The organism is Methyloversatilis sp., from assembly GCF_965284615.1.
Lineage (GTDB): Bacteria > Pseudomonadota > Gammaproteobacteria > Burkholderiales > Rhodocyclaceae > Methyloversatilis.
Genome location: NZ_OZ260098.1, coordinates 1,315,731 through 1,331,646, shown reverse-complemented (window position 1 = coordinate 1,331,646; position 15,916 = coordinate 1,315,731). Strand labels below are relative to the sequence as shown.

The window sequence follows — 15,916 nt, the reverse complement described above, 5'->3', positions numbered from 1 at the left end:
CACCCGCGGGTGGCCTTTTTCATTCAGCAGCAAGCTGCTTCGGGCGCGACAATCAGCCCCGACGGCGACGCAGCAGGCCTGCGCCGGCCAGCGCAGCGGCGATCAGCGCCAGCGAACCGGGCTCCGGTACGTTGATGTCCGTACGCGCCTGGGTGCCGATGAACAGCTTCTCGTCACCACCATTCAATGCGTACTTGTCGAAACAGTTGCCGACGTCCTCATTCTGCCGCGGCGCTTCACGCACGGTGCCGAAGCCATCCTCGCTGCCACAGCCGAGGCGGTAATCGACATGGATCGCGTAGTCGCTCAGATCGCCGCCGATCAGGCTGGCAATCAGTGCGTCGAGCTCGGTCATCACGATGGCGTAGGCAGCGCGGTCACCGCCCAGGTTGTGCTCGACCTTGCGGTCATAGGGGCCGGCGCAATCGACGATGATTTCGCCACCCGGCACCGTTGCCAGACAGACCGGGCCACCGGAGCGCACGAAGTCTGCGAGCACCGGTTCGACACGACCTGCTTCGGTCAGCGCGCCGGGCGCGGTATACAGATCCGAGCCGCCGAGAATGATGCCGGAGCCACCCGAGCCGTCGAAGGTCGGCAGCCCGCCGTAGACCGAAACGCCATCCTGGTCGAAGTCATTGCTCAGGTCGAAGCGGCCGAGGATGGTGCCGGTGCTGATCTGCGACACCTCGACGCGCATCCACGCCGCCAGACTGGCGCGGTCTTCGCCGGAGCCGATCTCGTTGTTGGCGAAGAAGAACACCAGCGAGTTCTCGTCGAAGTTCAGTTCGGAGTTGAGCGCCGACAGGCTGGCATCCCACCAGCCGGAGCGATCCCAACTGCCGTCGAGCACACCGGCCAGACTGTTGGGTTCGTTTGCGGTCGTCGTGCGGAAGCCCTCGGTGGTGTTCGCCTGAGGGGTATCGAAGGCGTCGTTGACACCGGGCGTGCCATTGCTGGTCTGGCCGTCGGCGCCCAGGCCGAGTTTGGTGAAGATATCGATCTGGCCCGGCCCCGACATCACTTCGAGACCGGAAATCGGCAGCGAATAGGAACGGGCATCGCCGTAGGTGACCCAACCGACGTTCTCGAGATCGACGGTGGGGGCGGCGTGTGCGGCACTCATGCCGGCGAGGGCCGCAGTCAGTGCAGCGCGACGAACCTTCTTGCGGAAGGGGATGGCCATGATCTGTCTCCTGGGTTCTTTTACGACAACAAGGGAAATTCTCCCGAGTCGTCATCGACCGTGTAGCAAGTCACATTCCAGAAAAACAGGGGGTTACACAAAACTGAAATATATGAAGTTTTTTACCTATCTCGGATAGCAGCGTTCGCCGGCCCGAGATCTGTAAATAAATCCGACAGAATTCGGGCTCAGCGACGCGATTCCAGTTCTTCCCAACGCAGCATGGCGGCGTCGATTTCGGCGGCCAGCGCCCCCAGACGGGTGGACACGCCGGCCGCTTCGGGACCGGCCAGTGCGCCGCTCGACAGCCGCGCGGTCAGTGTCGCCTGCTCGTCCTCCAGCGCAGCGATGCGGTCGGGCAACCCGTCCAGTTCCTTCTGCTCCTTGAAGCTGAGCTTGCTCTTCGGCGCTGCGGCCGGCTTGTCGGCCTTGACCGGCGCAGCAGCCGGTGCGGGCTTCGCCGGTGCGACCGGCGATGACACCGGCGCGGCCGGGCGCTGGGCGACCCAGTCGCTGTAGCCGCCGACGTACTCGCGCCAGCGACCGTCGCCCTCATAGGCGATGGTCTGCGTCACCACGGCGTCGAGGAAGGCGCGGTCATGCGATACCAGCAGCACGGTGCCGTCGTAGTCCTGCAGCAGCTGTTCGAGCAAGTCCAGCGTTTCCATGTCGAGGTCGTTGGTCGGCTCGTCCAGCACCAGCACGTTGGCCGGGCGCGCGAACAACCGCGCCAGCAGCAGCCGGTTGCGCTCGCCGCCGGACAGCGACTCGACCTTGGCGCGCGCACGCTGAGGCGGGAACAGGAAGTCGCCCAGATAGCCGATCACGTGCGTGCGCTTGCCGCCGATCTCGACGAAATCCGAACCCGGGCTGATCACCTCGGCCAGCGTGGCCGATTCGTCGAGCTGGGTGCGGAACTGGTCGAAATAGGCGACCTGTATGCGGCTGCCGGTACGCACGCGGCCTTCGTCCGGCTCCAGCTGGCCGAGGATGAGCTTGAGCAGCGTGGTCTTGCCGGCGCCGTTGGGGCCGATCAGGCCCACCTTGTCGCCGCGCACGATGCGCGTCGAGAAGTCGCGCACGATGGGGCGGTCGCCATAGCGCTTGCTCACGCCTTCGAGTTCCGCCACCAGTTCGCCGGACGCTTCGCCGCGATCCAGTCCGATGCGGGCGCGACCCATCTGTTCGCGCCGCGCCTCGCGCCGGGCGCGCAGCTCGTCGAGCCGCTTTACACGGAACTGCGCACGCGTACGCCGCGCCTCGACGCCCTTGCGTATCCACACCTCTTCCTGCGCCAGCAGCTTGTCGGCACGCGCCGATTCCAGCGCCTCGGCCGCCAACTCGTCGGCCTTGCGCGCGACGTACTGCGCGTAGCGGCCGGGATAGCTGCGTAGCAGGCCGCGGTCCAGTTCGATGATGCGGGTGGCGAAGCTGTCGAGGAAGCGGCGGTCGTGCGTGATGACCAGGCTGGCGCCGCGAAAGTCGTTGAGCAGTGCCTCCAGCCAGGCGATGCCGTCGAGGTCGAGGTGGTTGGTCGGTTCGTCAAGCAGCAGCATGTCCGGCTCGGCCACCAGCGCGCGCGCCAGTGCCACGCGTTTGAGCATGCCGCCGGACAGCGATTCCACGGTGGCGTCGCCCGGCAGGTTGAGCCGGACCAGCGCCTGTTCGATGCGCTGCTCGAAGCGCCAGGCCTGATGATGCTCCAGCGCGTCCTGCAGTTCGGCCATGCGGTCGAGCTTGCTCTCGTCACCATGCGCAACCGCCTCGGCCACGTCGTGGTAATCGATCAGCAGTTGCGACAGCTCGCCCAAGCCTTGGGCGATGGCGTCGAACACGCGGGCGCCGGCGGCGAACTGCGGCTCCTGCGCGACGTAGGCGATCTTGGTGCCCGGCTGGCGCCACACCGTGCCGTCGTCGAGCGCGGCGTCACCGGCGAGGATCTTGAGCAGGCTGGACTTGCCGGTGCCGTTGCGGCCGATCAGCGCCAGCCGCTCGCCCGGTTCGACCACCAGCGCGGTGTGGTCCAGCAGCGGCAGGTCGCCGAAAGCGAGGCAGGCATTGTCGAGGGTGATCAGCGGCATGGCGGGCGGCGGGTGAGGCGGTTCGGAGGCGGGCGCGCAGTATACGCCCTGCCCTGGCGGCGACTCAGCCGGCGCGCGCCACCGCTTGCGCCCGGCAGGCGAACAGCGCGCCACCGAGCGCAGCCTGCAGCAGGCCGAACACGCCGTAGATCAGCGCCACCGCGACCGCCTGCGCGGCCGGCACGCCGAAGACGGCGAGCACCGCCGCCGCCGCCGCTTCACGCGTACCCCAGCCGCCGACGCTGACCGGCAGCGCCGCCATCAGGAAGATGGGCGCCGCCGCGGTCGCCCACACGGCCGGTGACAGCTCGAGTCCGAGCGCGCGGCCGCCGCAGGCGAGCGCGGCAATCGACAGTGCCTGCACGACCAGCGAAGCGCCCATCTGCAGCGCGTACTGCTGCACCACCCGCGGACGCCGCAGTCGCGATTGCACCCGCGCCAGCGCAGCGAACGCTCGACCGCCGCTGATCGGCCGCGCGACCAGCAGCAGTGGCGCGGTCAGCAGCAGCACGGCCGCCATCGCACACGACAGGTCGATCCAGACAAGCGGCAGCGGCAGTGGGAGCGCAATCGAGGATGCGGCGAACGGCAATGCGCCGGCACCGAGCGCCAGCAGCACCCACAGACCGCTTACGCGGTCCAGCAGCACCGATAGTCCGGCGTCGAGTGTCGGCAGACCGGCCTGTCGCAGAGCCAGCGCGCGATACAGATCGCCACCGACGACCGCCCCCGGCAGCAGCGCGTTCAGCGCCATCGCACGGAAGTAGGCGAGCAGCGCGAACGAGGGGCTGACGGCCGCCCCGAGCCAGGCCGTGAGCGCACGCCAGCGCAGCGCGGAGGCGACGTTGGACAGCAGCGCTGCGACCAAGCCAAGCAGCAGCCAGTCGCGGTCGGCCCGCCGCAGGGTGTTAACCAGCGCCGCCGGCTCCGCCACATGGATCACCGCCGCCAGCAAGACGCCGGCTGCGGCGAGGCGCAGCGCGGCGCTGCGCGTCATCGCGCCTCCGGCTCCTGTGCGTGGTACTGCGGCACGCCGCGGCCTTCGTGATAGATGCGGATGAGCAGTTCGCCGATCAGACCGGCGACGATGAGTTGCACGCCCATCAGCAGCAGCATGACGCCGGCCATCAGCAGCGGCCGGCCGGCGATGTCGTGGCCGAACAGCTTGAGCAGACCCATCCAGCCGAGGATGGCGGCACCCGGCGTGGCGAGCCACAGGCCGAGCGCGCCGAAGGCGTGCAGCGGACGCTGGCGGTAGCGCATGAAGAAGACAATGAGCACCAGGTCGAGGATGACGCGGAAGGTGCGGTCTATGCCGTACTTCGACTCGCCGCGCGTGCGCGCGTGGTGGCGCACCGGCACCTCGGCGATGCGCGCACCCGCGTCGCGCGCCAGCGACGGGATGAAACGGTGCAGTTCGCCGTACAGCCGGATGCGGTCGATGATGTCGCGCCGGTAGGCCTTCAGCGCGCAGCCGTAGTCGTGCAGATGCACACCGGTCGAGGCGGAAATGAGCTTGTTCGCAATCACGGACGGCAGGCGGCGCGACAGCGCCTTGTCCTGCCGCTGCTGGCGCCAGCCTGAAATCATGTTGACGTCGGGGTCGGTGGCGAGGCGATCGATCATCGCCGGAATGTCGAGCGGGTCGTTCTGCAGGTCGCCGTCCAGCGTGACGACGTAGCGGCCGCGCACGCGGTCGAAGCCGGCCTGCAGTGCGCTCGACTGACCGTAGTTGCGCACCAGCAGCACCGGCCGCAGCCACGGTCGTTCGGCCACCAGCCGCGTCAGCAGCGCGCCGCTGCCGTCGCGCGAACCGTCGTTGACGACGATCAGTTCGAAGCGGCGGCCGGTCGGCGCCAGTGCGGCGTGGATGCGATCGACCAGATCGCCGAGGTTGTCGAACTCATTGAACACCGGCACGACGACGGACACCTCCGGCGCCTCGGCCGGGGCGCGCGTCGGCAGTTCGGGCTGAGCGAATTCGAGTACCTGGGGCATGGGCGGACGATCCGACATGAAGAGCCGCCATCGTGCAGCGCCGCGGTTAACGCCAAATTAAAGATGTGCGGCGACACTGCGACGCCATGAACGCCCCCCATCCACCCCGTCCACCCCGTCCGCCCCGTCGCACCGCGCCCCGTGGCTGCTGCTCCTGCTCTATTTCGGCGCCCACATGGTGGCTCGCACGCTGGTGTCGGACGCGCTCGAACTGGACGAGGCCGAGCAGGCGCTGTGGACCCAGCAGCTGGCCGCCGGCTATGGCACGCAGCCGCCGCTGTATACATGGCTGCAATGGGCGGTGTTCCAGGTAACCGGGGTGTCGGTGCTGTCGCTGTCGCTGCTGAAGAACACGTTGCTCGCATCGACCTACGCCTTCGTCTGGCTGGCCGCCCGCCGGCTGATGTCGGCACCGCTGGCGCTGCTGTCGGCGGCGTCGATGCTGCTGATCCCGCAGATCGGCTGGGAATCGCAGCGCGACCTGACGCATTCGGTGCTGGCCACCGCTGTCGCCGCCGCCACGCTCTACGTCGTCGTGCGGCTGATCGAGAAGCCGCGCCCGGTGCTCTACCTCGCGCTCGGCCTGTGCGCAGCGCTCGGCCTGCTGTCCAAATACAGCTTCGCGGTCTATCTGGCCGCGCTCGGGCTGGCGGTGCTGCTGTCGCGCGACACGCGGTCCATGCTGCGCAGCCCGTGGCTGATCGCAGCCGCGCTGCTGGCGCTCGTGGTGCTCGCGCCGCATGCGCTGTGGCTGCTCGACAACTGGCAGTTGGCCAGTGCCCGCACGCTGGAAAAGCTGGACGCCGCCCCCGGCCTGGCGGGCGGCATCGTGCGCGGACTGAGCAGCCTGCTCGGCGCCACGATGGCCACCCTGGCCGCGCTGGCGCTCGCCTTCGCCGCGATCTTCGGCCGCGCCACCTGGGCGCCCGCCGCCGCATCGACACACTGCCGCCTGTGGGGCCGCTATCTCGGACTGCTGGCGCTGCTGATGATCGCGCTGGTGGTGGTCGGCGGCGCCACCCATTTCAAGGGACGCTGGCTGCAGCCGCTGCTGTTCATGGCGCCGCTGGCCTTCTTCTGCTGTCGACCGCATCTCGCAACCCACCCGCGGCTGTACTGGCTGCGCGCCACGCTCATCGTGTTCGCGCTGCTCTACCTCTTCATGGCCAGCATGCGGCCGGTGTTCGACGGCTGGCGCAACCGGCCGGACGAACTGAACGAACCGGCGGCCGAACTGGCGCTTGCGCTGCGCAGCGCCGGCTACGACGGTCGCGCGCCCATCGTTACCCACGACCCTGTGCTCGGCGGCGTGCTCCGCGTGCGTTTCCCGCAGGCGCAGGTCGTCGTGTGGAAGGACGACGCGCCAGCGCCCCCAGCGCAATCGGGGGCACATCTGCTGATCGGACGCGGCGAAGCAGGCCGTGCGATGTTCGACCGTGCCGGCACCGGCGACTACGCCCTGCTCCGCCTGCGCTACCGCCACGCCCACCCCGGCCACCCGCCGATCGAATACCGCTACACCCTCGTCCGCTGACGCGGCGCGCGGTTACAATCGCGCCCCTGCGGCTCCATAGTTGAATGGATACAACAACCCCCTCCTAAGGGGTAGGTACAGGTTCGATTCCTGTTGGGGCCGCCAGCCCACTCTCTGACCGCACGGTCTGTCCAGCCCCCGCCTCAGGCACCCGCTCTCTCGGCCGGCAACCCGGGCACCAAGCCTTCTTCATATTGCCGGGGCGGTCACGCAGCGCTCCGCCGGATTCACTTATCCTATCTGCCACCCAGTCCCGGCACACAAACCGATGGCCAAACTGTCCGAGCGCGATATCTGCAGCAAATACATCACCCCCGCACTGGTCGATGCCGGGTGGGATCTGCATGCACAGATCCGCGAAGAGGTGAGCTTCACCAAGGGCCGCATCGTCGTGCGCGGCCGACTGCACAGCCGCGGCAAAGGCAAGCGGGCCGACTATGTGCTCTACATCCAGCCGAATCAGCCCATCGCCCTGATCGAAGCGAAAGATGCAGAGCATGGCGTCGGCGACGGCATGCAGCAGGCGCTCGACTATGCCGAAACACTCGACATTCCTTTCGTGTTCTCCAGCAACGGCAGCGGATTCCTGTTCCATGACCGCACCGGGCAAGCCCAACTGACCGAGACCTCACTGACGCTGGCCCAGTTTCCTCCGCCGGACGAACTGTGGCGACGCTACTGCGCATGGCGAGGACTCGACGACACGGCGAAAGCCATGGTCGAAACGCCCTATTACGACGACGGCAGCGGCCGGGCACCTCGCTACTACCAGGCGACCGCGATCAACCGCACCATCGAAGCAGTCGCGCGGGGGCAGAAGCGCATCCTGCTGGTCATGGCGACTGGCACCGGCAAGACCTACACCGCTTTCCAGATCATCTGGCGGTTGTGGAAGGCGCGGGTAAGCCGGCGCATCCTCTTCCTGGCCGACCGCAACATCCTGGTCAACCAGACCCGCACCAACGACTTCAAGCCCTTCGGTGCGGCGATGACCAAGATCGAGAAGCGCCAGGCGAACAAGGCGTTCGAGATCTATCTGTCGCTCTATCAGGCGGTCACCGGCACCGAGGACGAGAAGAACATCTACCGGCAGTTCTCGCCCGACTTCTTCGACCTTATCGTGATCGACGAATGTCACCGTGGCAGTGCCGCCGAGGACTCCGCCTGGCGCGAAGTGCTGGACTACTTCTCCGGCGCGACGCAGATCGGCCTGACCGCCACGCCGAAGGAAACCCGCGACGTATCGAACATCCATTACTTCGGCGAACCGGTCTACACCTACTCACTGAAGCAGGGCATCGACGACGGCTTCCTCGCCCCCTACAAGGTAGTACGCATCGACATCGACCGCGATCTGCAAGGCTGGCGACCGGCCAAGGGGCAGACAGACAAGCACGGCGAAGTCATCGAGGACCGCATCTACAACCAGAGGGACTTCGACCGCACGCTGGTGCTCGAAAAGCGCACCGAACTGGTCGCCCGCAAGATCACCGAGTATCTGACCGCGACCGACCCTTACGCCAAGACCATCGTGTTCTGCGAAGACATCGACCACGCCGAGCGCATGCGTCAGGCGCTGGTGAACCTGAACCCGGCGCGAGTGAAGGAGAACCGCAAGTACGTCATGCGCATCACGGGAGACGAGCAGGAAGGCAAGGCCGAGCTGGACAACTTCATCGACCCGGAAAGCCGCTACCCGGTCATCGCCACCACCAGCAAGCTCATGACCACCGGCGTCAACGCCCAGACCTGCAAACTCGTGGTGCTGGACCAGCGCATCCAGTCGATGACCGAATTCAAGCAGATCATCGGCCGCGGCACCCGCATCAACGAGGACTATGGCAAGTTCTGGTTCACCATCATGGACTTCAAGAAGGCGACCGAACTGTTCGCCGACCCCGCCTTCGATGGCGACCCGGTGCAGGTGTTCGAGCCAACCGGCGATCAAGCGCCGATACCGCCGGACGAACTGCCCGACGGGCAGTCAGACCCGGACGCTGCCGGGGACATCCAGGCCGGCGACATCACCGGCGACGCCATACCCGACGCCCGGGATGCCGAGACAGGCCGACGCCTGAAGTACGTGGTGGGCGGCGAGGTCACCGTGCAGGTGGTGGCAGAGCGGGTGCAGTACTACGGCCCGGACGGCAAGCTGATCACCGAATCACTGAAGGACTACACCCGCAACGCCGTCCGCAAGTCCTTCGCCTCACTCGACGACTTCCTCAACCGCTGGAACACCGCCGAGCGCAAGCAGGCGCTGTGCGAGGAACTGGAAGCCCAGGGCGTGCTGCTGGATGCGCTGGCCGAGGACGTCGAAAAGAAGACCGGCAAGGTATTCGACCCCTTCGATCTCATCTGCCACGTCGCCTTCGACCGGCCGCCGCTGACGCGGCGCGAGCGTGCAGAGCAGATGCGCCAGCACACCGTGTTCGACAAGTATGGCGAACAGGCCCGTCGGGTGCTCGAAGCGCTGCTCGACAAGTACGCCGACGCCGGCATCGAAAGCATCGAGGACATCAAGATCCTGACGCTGGCGCCTTTCACCGAGTTGGGTACCGCGCCCGAGCTGATCGGTGCCTTTGGCGGCCGCGCCGCCTATCTGGCCGCCATCCGTGAACTCGAGCAGGCGCTTTACGGTTGAGCTTCAGTGCGCTGCATTCAATGACACCCCAGCAGTTTCAGACCTTCCTCGAACGCAGTCATGCGCTTCATGCAGCCATAGAGGATGCCGTGGCCGACCTTCCGCCATATGCCGGCAATCGCTTCGCCGTCGCGCGGCAATCCGGCCTGCTGTCGATCGAGCACGGCGTGGCCGCGCATGCGCTGGTCGCGGCGAACTTCGCTGCCCCGGGCATCACCTTGTTGCGTACCCAGTTCGAGACGCTGGTACGCGGCATCTGGCTGATGTACGCGGCGACCGACAGCTGGATCGAAAAGCTCAGTGTGCCGCTCACCGCTGACGCCGCTGAATCGGGCAAAGACGCGCCCATGCTGGCCAAGATGCTGACTGAACTGGACGGCTGCCCCACGATGCCGCGCGCCCTGCTGGCACAGCTCACCGCCTACCGCGACGTCACCTGGAAGGCGCTCAACAGCTACGCCCACGGCGGTATCCACCCGCTGGCGAGGTCGGTCAGCGGGTATCCTCTGCAACTTTGTCGCGATGTGCTGCGGAACGCCAATGCGCTCTGCGCGCTGGCCGCCCAGCTCTGCGTCATCGCATCGGGCCGCCTTCAGGCCATGGAGGCGATCCGCGCGATGCACCGCGATTTTCTCGACGTACTGCCCGTCATCGAAGCCCCAGAAAAGAACCCGCCCTCCGGACACCCATGAGCATCAGCACCACCCTCAAATCCATCCAGGACATCATGCGCAAGGATGTCGGCGTCGATGGCGACGCGCAGCGCATCGGTCAGCTGGTCTGGATGCTTTTCCTGAAGATCTACGACGACAAGGAAACCGAATACGAACTGCTGCAGGAGGACTTCCGCTCGCCGATACCCGAGCACCTGCGCTGGCGCAACTGGGCGGCCGACCCGGAGGGCATGACCGGCGACGAACTACTGGATTTCGTCAACAACACCCTGTTTCCCAAGCTGAAGAACCTGCAAGCGCGCGGAGACGACCGGCGCGCCTACGTCATCCGCGCGGTGTTCGAGGACGCCTACAACTACATGAAGTCCGGCCACCTGATGCGTCAGGTGATCAACCGCATCTGCGAAGGCATCGACTTCAACAAGGCGCAGGACCGCCACCTGTTCGGTGACCTTTACGAACAGATCCTGCGCGACCTGCAGAGCGCGGGCAACGCCGGCGAGTACTACACGCCGCGCCCGGTCACCCAGTTCATGGTCAACATGGTCGCGCCGCGGCTGGGCGAACAGATCCTGGACCCCGCCTGCGGCACCGGCGGCTTTCTTGCCTGCGCCATCGAACATGTACGCCGCCATCACGTGAAGACGGTCGAGCACGAGCGCCAGCTTCAGGCTTCGATACACGGTGTCGAGAAGAAGCCGCTGCCGCACCTGCTGTGCACCACCAACATGATCCTGCACGGCATCGACGTGCCCACCAACGTGAGGCACGACAACACGCTGGCGCGGCCGCTGCGCGACTACGGCCCGAGCGACCGGGTGGATGTCATCCTGACCAACCCGCCCTTCGGCGGCATGGAAGAGGACGGCATAGAGAGCAACTTCCCCACCGCCTTCCGCACCCGCGAAACCGCCGACCTGTTTCTGGTGCTCATCATGCATCTGCTGAAGGAAGGCGGCCGCGCCGCCGTCGTGCTGCCGGACGGCACGCTGTTCGGCGAGGGCATCAAGACCCGCATCAAGGAGCAGCTGCTCGCCACCTGCAATCTGCACACTGTGGTGCGCCTGCCCAATGGCGTGTTCAACCCCTACACCGGCATCAAGACCAATCTGCTGTTCTTCACCAAGGGCAGCCCGACCGAGCACGTCTGGTTCTACGAACACCCCTACCCGCCCGGCTACAAGAACTATTCCAAAACCCGGCCGATGCGCACCGAGGAATTCGCCGCCGAAAAAGCCTGGTGGGGCGGCGACGAACGCAGCGGCCGCGTCGAGAACGAATACGCATGGAAGGTGAACGCCGACGACATCCGCGCCCGCAACTACAACCTCGACTGCAAGAACCCGCACAGCCCGGAACAGGCCAGCCACGACCCGGACACCCTGCTCGCCGACTACGCACAGTTGCAGCAGCGCATCGCCGACACCCGCAACCAGCTCAAGGCCGCCCTCGCCGCCGCGCTGGAGGGCAAGGCGTGAGCGCGCTGCTGACCGGGAACCTGCCACTGATCGCTGACGCGCCGGATGGCATCAGGAAGTTGCGCGGGTTGATTCTGGAACTGGCGGTGCGGGGGAAGCTGGTGCCGCAGGACCCAGATGATGAGCCGGCGAGCGAACTGCTCAAGCGGATTGCCTCACGAAAAGGTGCGATCGAAGCGAAGAAAGGATCGAGGAAGCTCAAGCCTGAGCCTTCAGTATCCGGGAATGAGCGCCCGTTCGATTTGCCGGATAGTTGGGCCTGGGCGCGCCTGGCGGACTTGGTGCAGATTCTGAACGGCCGAGCTTACGCGAAGAGCGAACTGCTGGATGCAGGCACACCCGTTCTGCGCGTCGGAAATCTGTTCACTTCGAATCATTGGTACTACTCCGACCTTACGCTTGAATCGGACAAGTATTGCGATGCGGGCGATTTGATCTATTCGTGGTCAGCTTCCTTCGGGCCCTTCATTTGGCAAGGCACGAAAGTCATCTACCACTACCACATTTGGAAACTTCAACTCTTCGACGAAGAGAACCTCTCCAAGGAGTTTCTATATAAATTCCTGCTTGAAAAGACGGCTGAAATCAAAGCCGCTGGACACGGCGTTTCGATGGTCCATATGACCAAAGAGAAGATGGAGAGGATTTCGGTCCCCGTGCCGCCGCTCGCCGAGCAAAACCGCATCGTCGCCAAAGTCAACGAACTGATGGCGCTGTGCGACCGGCTGGATGCGGAACAGGCCGATGCCGAAGCCGCGCACGCCCGCCTCGTCAACGCCCTGCTCGCTGCCCTGACCCGAAGCACCGACGCCGCCGATTTCGCCGCCAACTGGCAACGTCTCGCCGCCCACTTCGACACCCTCTTCACCACCGAAGCCGCCATCGACGCGCTGAAACAGACCGTGCTGCAGCTTGCGGTCAGGGGCAAGTTGGTGCCTCAGGACTTCAAGGACATCTCGGCAACAAGCGTATCCGGAGACGCTGATGGCCCGCCACTGCTTGCGTTGCCAAAAGGTTGGGAGACAACATCATTTGGCGCGCTATGTGAAGTTGGCGGAGGCATGACGCCGACCAAGAGCCGAGACGACTTCTGGGGTGAAGGCGTGCCTTGGGTCAGCCCTAAAGACATGAAAGTGGATTTCATCTCCGAATCTCAGGATCAGATCACGGCGCGCGCCCTGAGCGAAACGACTATTAGGACTATTCCGTCGGGGAGCCTGCTGGTCGTAGTGCGAGGAATGATCCTGGCTCACTCTTTCCCAGTAGCGATAACGCGCGTTGACGTAACAATCAATCAGGACATGAAGGCGTTGATCCCGCGGCTTCCGGAAATCGCGCCTTATCTGATGCTTGTCTGCAAGGGGTTCAAAAACGACTTTCTGGATCTCGTCGAGCGGTCCACACATGGCACCTGCAAACTTGAAACCTACAAACTCTTGAATTTTTCTTTCGGTCTGCCACCTCTCGCCGAGCGGCACCGCATCGTTGCCAAGGTCGCCGAACTGATGGCCCTGTGCGACCGCCTCAAAGCCGACCTCGCCACCGCCCTCCAGCGTCGGGCCACCCTCGCCGACACGCTGATCGCCGCGTCGCTGGAGGCCGCCTGAAACATGGACACCCGCGGCCGACCGGGTCATGTGGTGTTCGTCAACGAAAGCGGCGATCACAGCCTGGAATCGATTAACCCGGAATGGCCGCTGTTCGTGCTGTCCTTCTGCGTCTTTCCGGTCGAGGTGTATGTACGCGAGGTCACACCCGCGATCCGGCAGCTGAAGTTCGATTTCTTCGGCCATGATCTGGTAGTGCTGCACGAGCACGACATCCGCAAGAAGAAGGGCCATTTCGCTCGGCTGAACAAGGAGGCGCGCGAGGCCTTCCTTGACCGGCTGACCGAACTCATCGCCGGCACCGACATGACACTGATCGCCGTCGTGATCGACAAGCAGAGGCACGCCGCGCGCTACAGCCGGCCGATTCACCCCTATCACCTCGCCATGCAGTTCGGGCTGGAACGGGTGAGCGCCTTCCTCGACCAGCAGGTGGAGAGTGACCGCGATACCTGGATCATCTGCGAGGCACGTGGCCCGAAGGAAGACGCGGCGCTCGAACTGGAGTTCAGGCGGGTATGCGACGGCGCCAACCGGCAGCAGCGCAAGCTTCCGTTCCAGTTGCTAGTCGCCGACAAGAAAACGAATTCCGAAGGACTGCAGCTCGCCGACCTTACCGCGCGCCCGGCCGGGCTTGCCGTACTTCGGCCGGATCAGCCCAACCGGGCCTGGGATGTGATGAAGAGGAAGCTGTATGCGGGGCGCCACCAATGCATTACTGGCAACGGTCTGAAGGTATTCCCCTGAAAAGCAGAAGGGCCACCCGGAAGTCCGCGTGGCCCAGCGCCGGTCGGGTAGTCCCAACCCATTTGTGATCGACGATACACTCTATCGAGTGAATTGATCAAGCTGTACCGAGACCTCATCTCGCCCGCCATGAAGCCGCATGTTCGACCCAAGCAGGTCTGCCACTACGCCTTGCTGCGCTTTCGCCCATTCGTTGAAACGGGCGAATTTGCGAACGTGGGTGTCGTATTGATGGCGCCCGAGGCGCGCTTCTTCGCTTATCGGCTGCTGACCAAGTACGGCCGGATCACGAAGTTCTTTCACCAGCTCGACCGCAAGGTCTATTTCCGCGGCCGCGAACTGATCAAGTTTGAACTCGACCGGCTGGCAGCCGACCTGCGCCGCGTGGCCTTCGGCGACGCCCACCCCGTAGTGGATACCAGAGCCGCAGGTGCCCTGTTCACCGAACTGACCCGGCCACGCGAAACCATGGTGCTGTTCGATGCACCCCGCGTGGCACTTGCGGACAAACCGCAAGCCAAGCTCGACGAACTGTTCGATCACTACGTCGAACGCAACTTCGTGACCCGCGAGTATCAGGAGCGCCTGCTCGAAAGAGCCGTTCAGCACGTGCTCGCCACGGCCAGACTGACGGCAACCTACCGCAACGAAAAGGTCGGCAACGAGGAGTTCGCGGTCACCTTCCCCTTCGTGCGCATGCATGACGGCAAGCCGGAACGCATCATCAAGCCGCTTTATCTGGCCCAGGAAGACACCACCAAGCTGCTGACCCATGGCGGCCAGTGGACCGACAAGATCCGCCGACTGCGCAAGCGTGGCGCCCTGCCCGACGACGTGCTGATGCCGGTACGCGCCCCGGAGCCCGACGCGCGCGCCTGGGCAGCGTTTGCCGAAATTCGCGACGAATTGCAGGAACAGCAGGTGACCGTCATCGCGGCAAACGACGAGCCAGCCATCCTGGAGTTCGCGACCCGATAATTCCGGGCCCGCCGAAATTTTGTCGGCCGGCCCGGTATATGCGGACCGTGCGCGCTTTGCCCCTCCCCTCCCCACGGGGTCTGCCTCTGCAACACCGACGCAAGACAACCGCGGCACACCCGACTGCACCTCACCGTCCTGGGTCATCCGCAGGTCGAACAGCCTGCTAAAGGCGGTTCGATCTTGCGGCCGCGATAGGCGAACATGCCCTCCGTTCCCGAATACCAGAAAATGATTCCTGTTGGGGCCGCCAGCCCCGCCCACGCGCATCCGGCGCACTGTCTATAGTGGATATTCATGCGCCGGCCGCCTGCTGCGGCGACCGGTGTTGACGACATCCGGGAGCACGCGCCGATGAATATCACCGCTCCGAGCTTTCCTACCGCGACGATGTCGGCCGCTCCGCGCACGCGAAGCGCGGGTGAATTCAGCCCGGAAGAAACCGAACAGCTGCGCGCACTGCAGGCGCGCGACCGAGAGGTGAGACAGCACGAGCAAGCGCATCAGGCGGCGGCCGGTGGTCTGGCCACGTCGGGCGCGAACTACAGCTTCCAGCGAGGTCCGGATGGCGTGAATTACGCCGTCGGCGGCGAAGTGAGTCTGGACGTATCACCCGGCCGCACGCCGGAAGAGACGCTGCGCCGTGCGCGACAGATCAGCGCGGCCGCGCTGGCGCCGGCCGAGCCGTCGGGACAGGATCTCGCGGTCGCCGCAAGGGCGGCGCAGATGGCTCGCCAGGCCGAAGTCGAACTGGCGGCCTCGACCGACGGATCGGTCGTGCGCCCGGAGGTCGCGGCCCGGACACCGCTGCTGATCTATGCGGAGTCACGGCCGGCACAGCGCCCACTGATAGACGTCCACGCGTGACCCCTTCGGTCGTCACGTGCTGCCAGACCGATCGTGTTCACACATCAGGGAAATTTTCACACTGGAACCCTTGAGAACCCGAAGGGCATTGTCGATATGACTTTCGTCGTACAAAACAAGAC

At 65.2% G+C, this 15,916-nt stretch carries 12 protein-coding genes and 1 tRNA gene; 9 read left to right on the top strand and 4 right to left on the bottom strand.

What is annotated here, in order from left to right:
* Positions 1–52: 52 nt before the first annotated feature.
* The 4 genes from ACQ66H_RS06375 to ACQ66H_RS06360 form a co-directional block, all read right to left on the bottom strand.
* Positions 53–1,186 carry a PEP-CTERM sorting domain-containing protein gene (locus ACQ66H_RS06375; RefSeq protein WP_430433277.1) on the bottom strand — a complete coding sequence of 378 codons (1,134 nt, stop codon included), beginning with the start codon at positions 1,184–1,186 and terminating at the stop codon, positions 53–55.
* A 188-nt stretch (positions 1,187–1,374) separates the two neighbouring features.
* Positions 1,375–3,267, bottom strand: a complete 1,893-nt coding sequence (locus ACQ66H_RS06370) for an ATP-binding cassette domain-containing protein (protein WP_430433276.1) — start codon at positions 3,265–3,267, stop codon at positions 1,375–1,377.
* Positions 3,268–3,331: 64 nt separating this feature from the next.
* Complete coding sequence (locus ACQ66H_RS06365) at positions 3,332–4,264, bottom strand: lysylphosphatidylglycerol synthase transmembrane domain-containing protein (RefSeq protein WP_430433275.1); 933 nt, start codon at positions 4,262–4,264, stop codon at positions 3,332–3,334.
* Positions 4,261–5,265, bottom strand: coding sequence for a glycosyltransferase family 2 protein (locus ACQ66H_RS06360; RefSeq protein WP_430433274.1), 1,005 nt, complete (start codon positions 5,263–5,265; stop codon positions 4,261–4,263). The genes ACQ66H_RS06365 and ACQ66H_RS06360 overlap by 4 nt, the downstream gene beginning before the upstream one ends.
* 175 nt (positions 5,266–5,440) lie before the next feature.
* Here ACQ66H_RS06360 and ACQ66H_RS06355 point away from each other — a divergent pair, with 175 nt between their 5' ends.
* From ACQ66H_RS06355 to ACQ66H_RS06315, 9 genes are all read left to right on the top strand, one after another.
* A complete protein-coding gene (locus ACQ66H_RS06355; protein ID WP_430433273.1) occupies positions 5,441–6,799 on the top strand; it encodes a glycosyltransferase family 39 protein in 1,359 nt (452 codons plus the stop codon).
* Between the two features lie 30 nt (positions 6,800–6,829).
* Positions 6,830–6,904, top strand: a tRNA-Arg gene (locus ACQ66H_RS06350).
* A 163-nt stretch (positions 6,905–7,067) separates the two neighbouring features.
* On the top strand, positions 7,068–9,443 hold the full coding sequence (hsdR, locus tag ACQ66H_RS06345; protein WP_430433272.1) for an EcoAI/FtnUII family type I restriction enzme subunit R: 2,376 nt from the start codon (positions 7,068–7,070) through the stop codon (positions 9,441–9,443).
* A gap of 20 nt (positions 9,444–9,463) precedes the next feature.
* Positions 9,464–10,135, top strand: a complete 672-nt coding sequence (locus ACQ66H_RS06340) for a DUF6988 family protein (protein WP_430433271.1) — start codon at positions 9,464–9,466, stop codon at positions 10,133–10,135.
* Complete coding sequence (locus ACQ66H_RS06335) at positions 10,132–11,595, top strand: N-6 DNA methylase (protein WP_430433270.1); 1,464 nt, start codon at positions 10,132–10,134, stop codon at positions 11,593–11,595. The genes ACQ66H_RS06340 and ACQ66H_RS06335 overlap by 4 nt, the downstream gene beginning before the upstream one ends.
* The gene (locus ACQ66H_RS06330) at positions 11,592–13,202 is read left to right on the top strand and encodes a restriction endonuclease subunit S (RefSeq protein WP_430433269.1); all 1,611 of its coding nucleotides are present in this window, start codon (positions 11,592–11,594) and stop codon (positions 13,200–13,202) included. Before ACQ66H_RS06335 ends, ACQ66H_RS06330 begins: the two co-directional genes overlap by 4 nt.
* 33 nt (positions 13,203–13,235) lie before the next feature.
* Positions 13,236–13,949, top strand: coding sequence for a DUF3800 domain-containing protein (locus ACQ66H_RS06325; RefSeq protein ID WP_430433268.1), 714 nt, complete (start codon positions 13,236–13,238; stop codon positions 13,947–13,949).
* A gap of 93 nt (positions 13,950–14,042) precedes the next feature.
* Positions 14,043–14,927: a DUF3037 domain-containing protein gene (locus ACQ66H_RS06320; protein ID WP_430433267.1), complete on the top strand. Its 885-nt coding sequence runs from the start codon at positions 14,043–14,045 to the stop codon at positions 14,925–14,927.
* A 354-nt stretch (positions 14,928–15,281) separates the two neighbouring features.
* The gene (locus ACQ66H_RS06315) at positions 15,282–15,794 is read left to right on the top strand and encodes a putative metalloprotease CJM1_0395 family protein (RefSeq protein ID WP_430433266.1); all 513 of its coding nucleotides are present in this window, start codon (positions 15,282–15,284) and stop codon (positions 15,792–15,794) included.
* Positions 15,795–15,916: the final 122 nt, after the last annotated feature.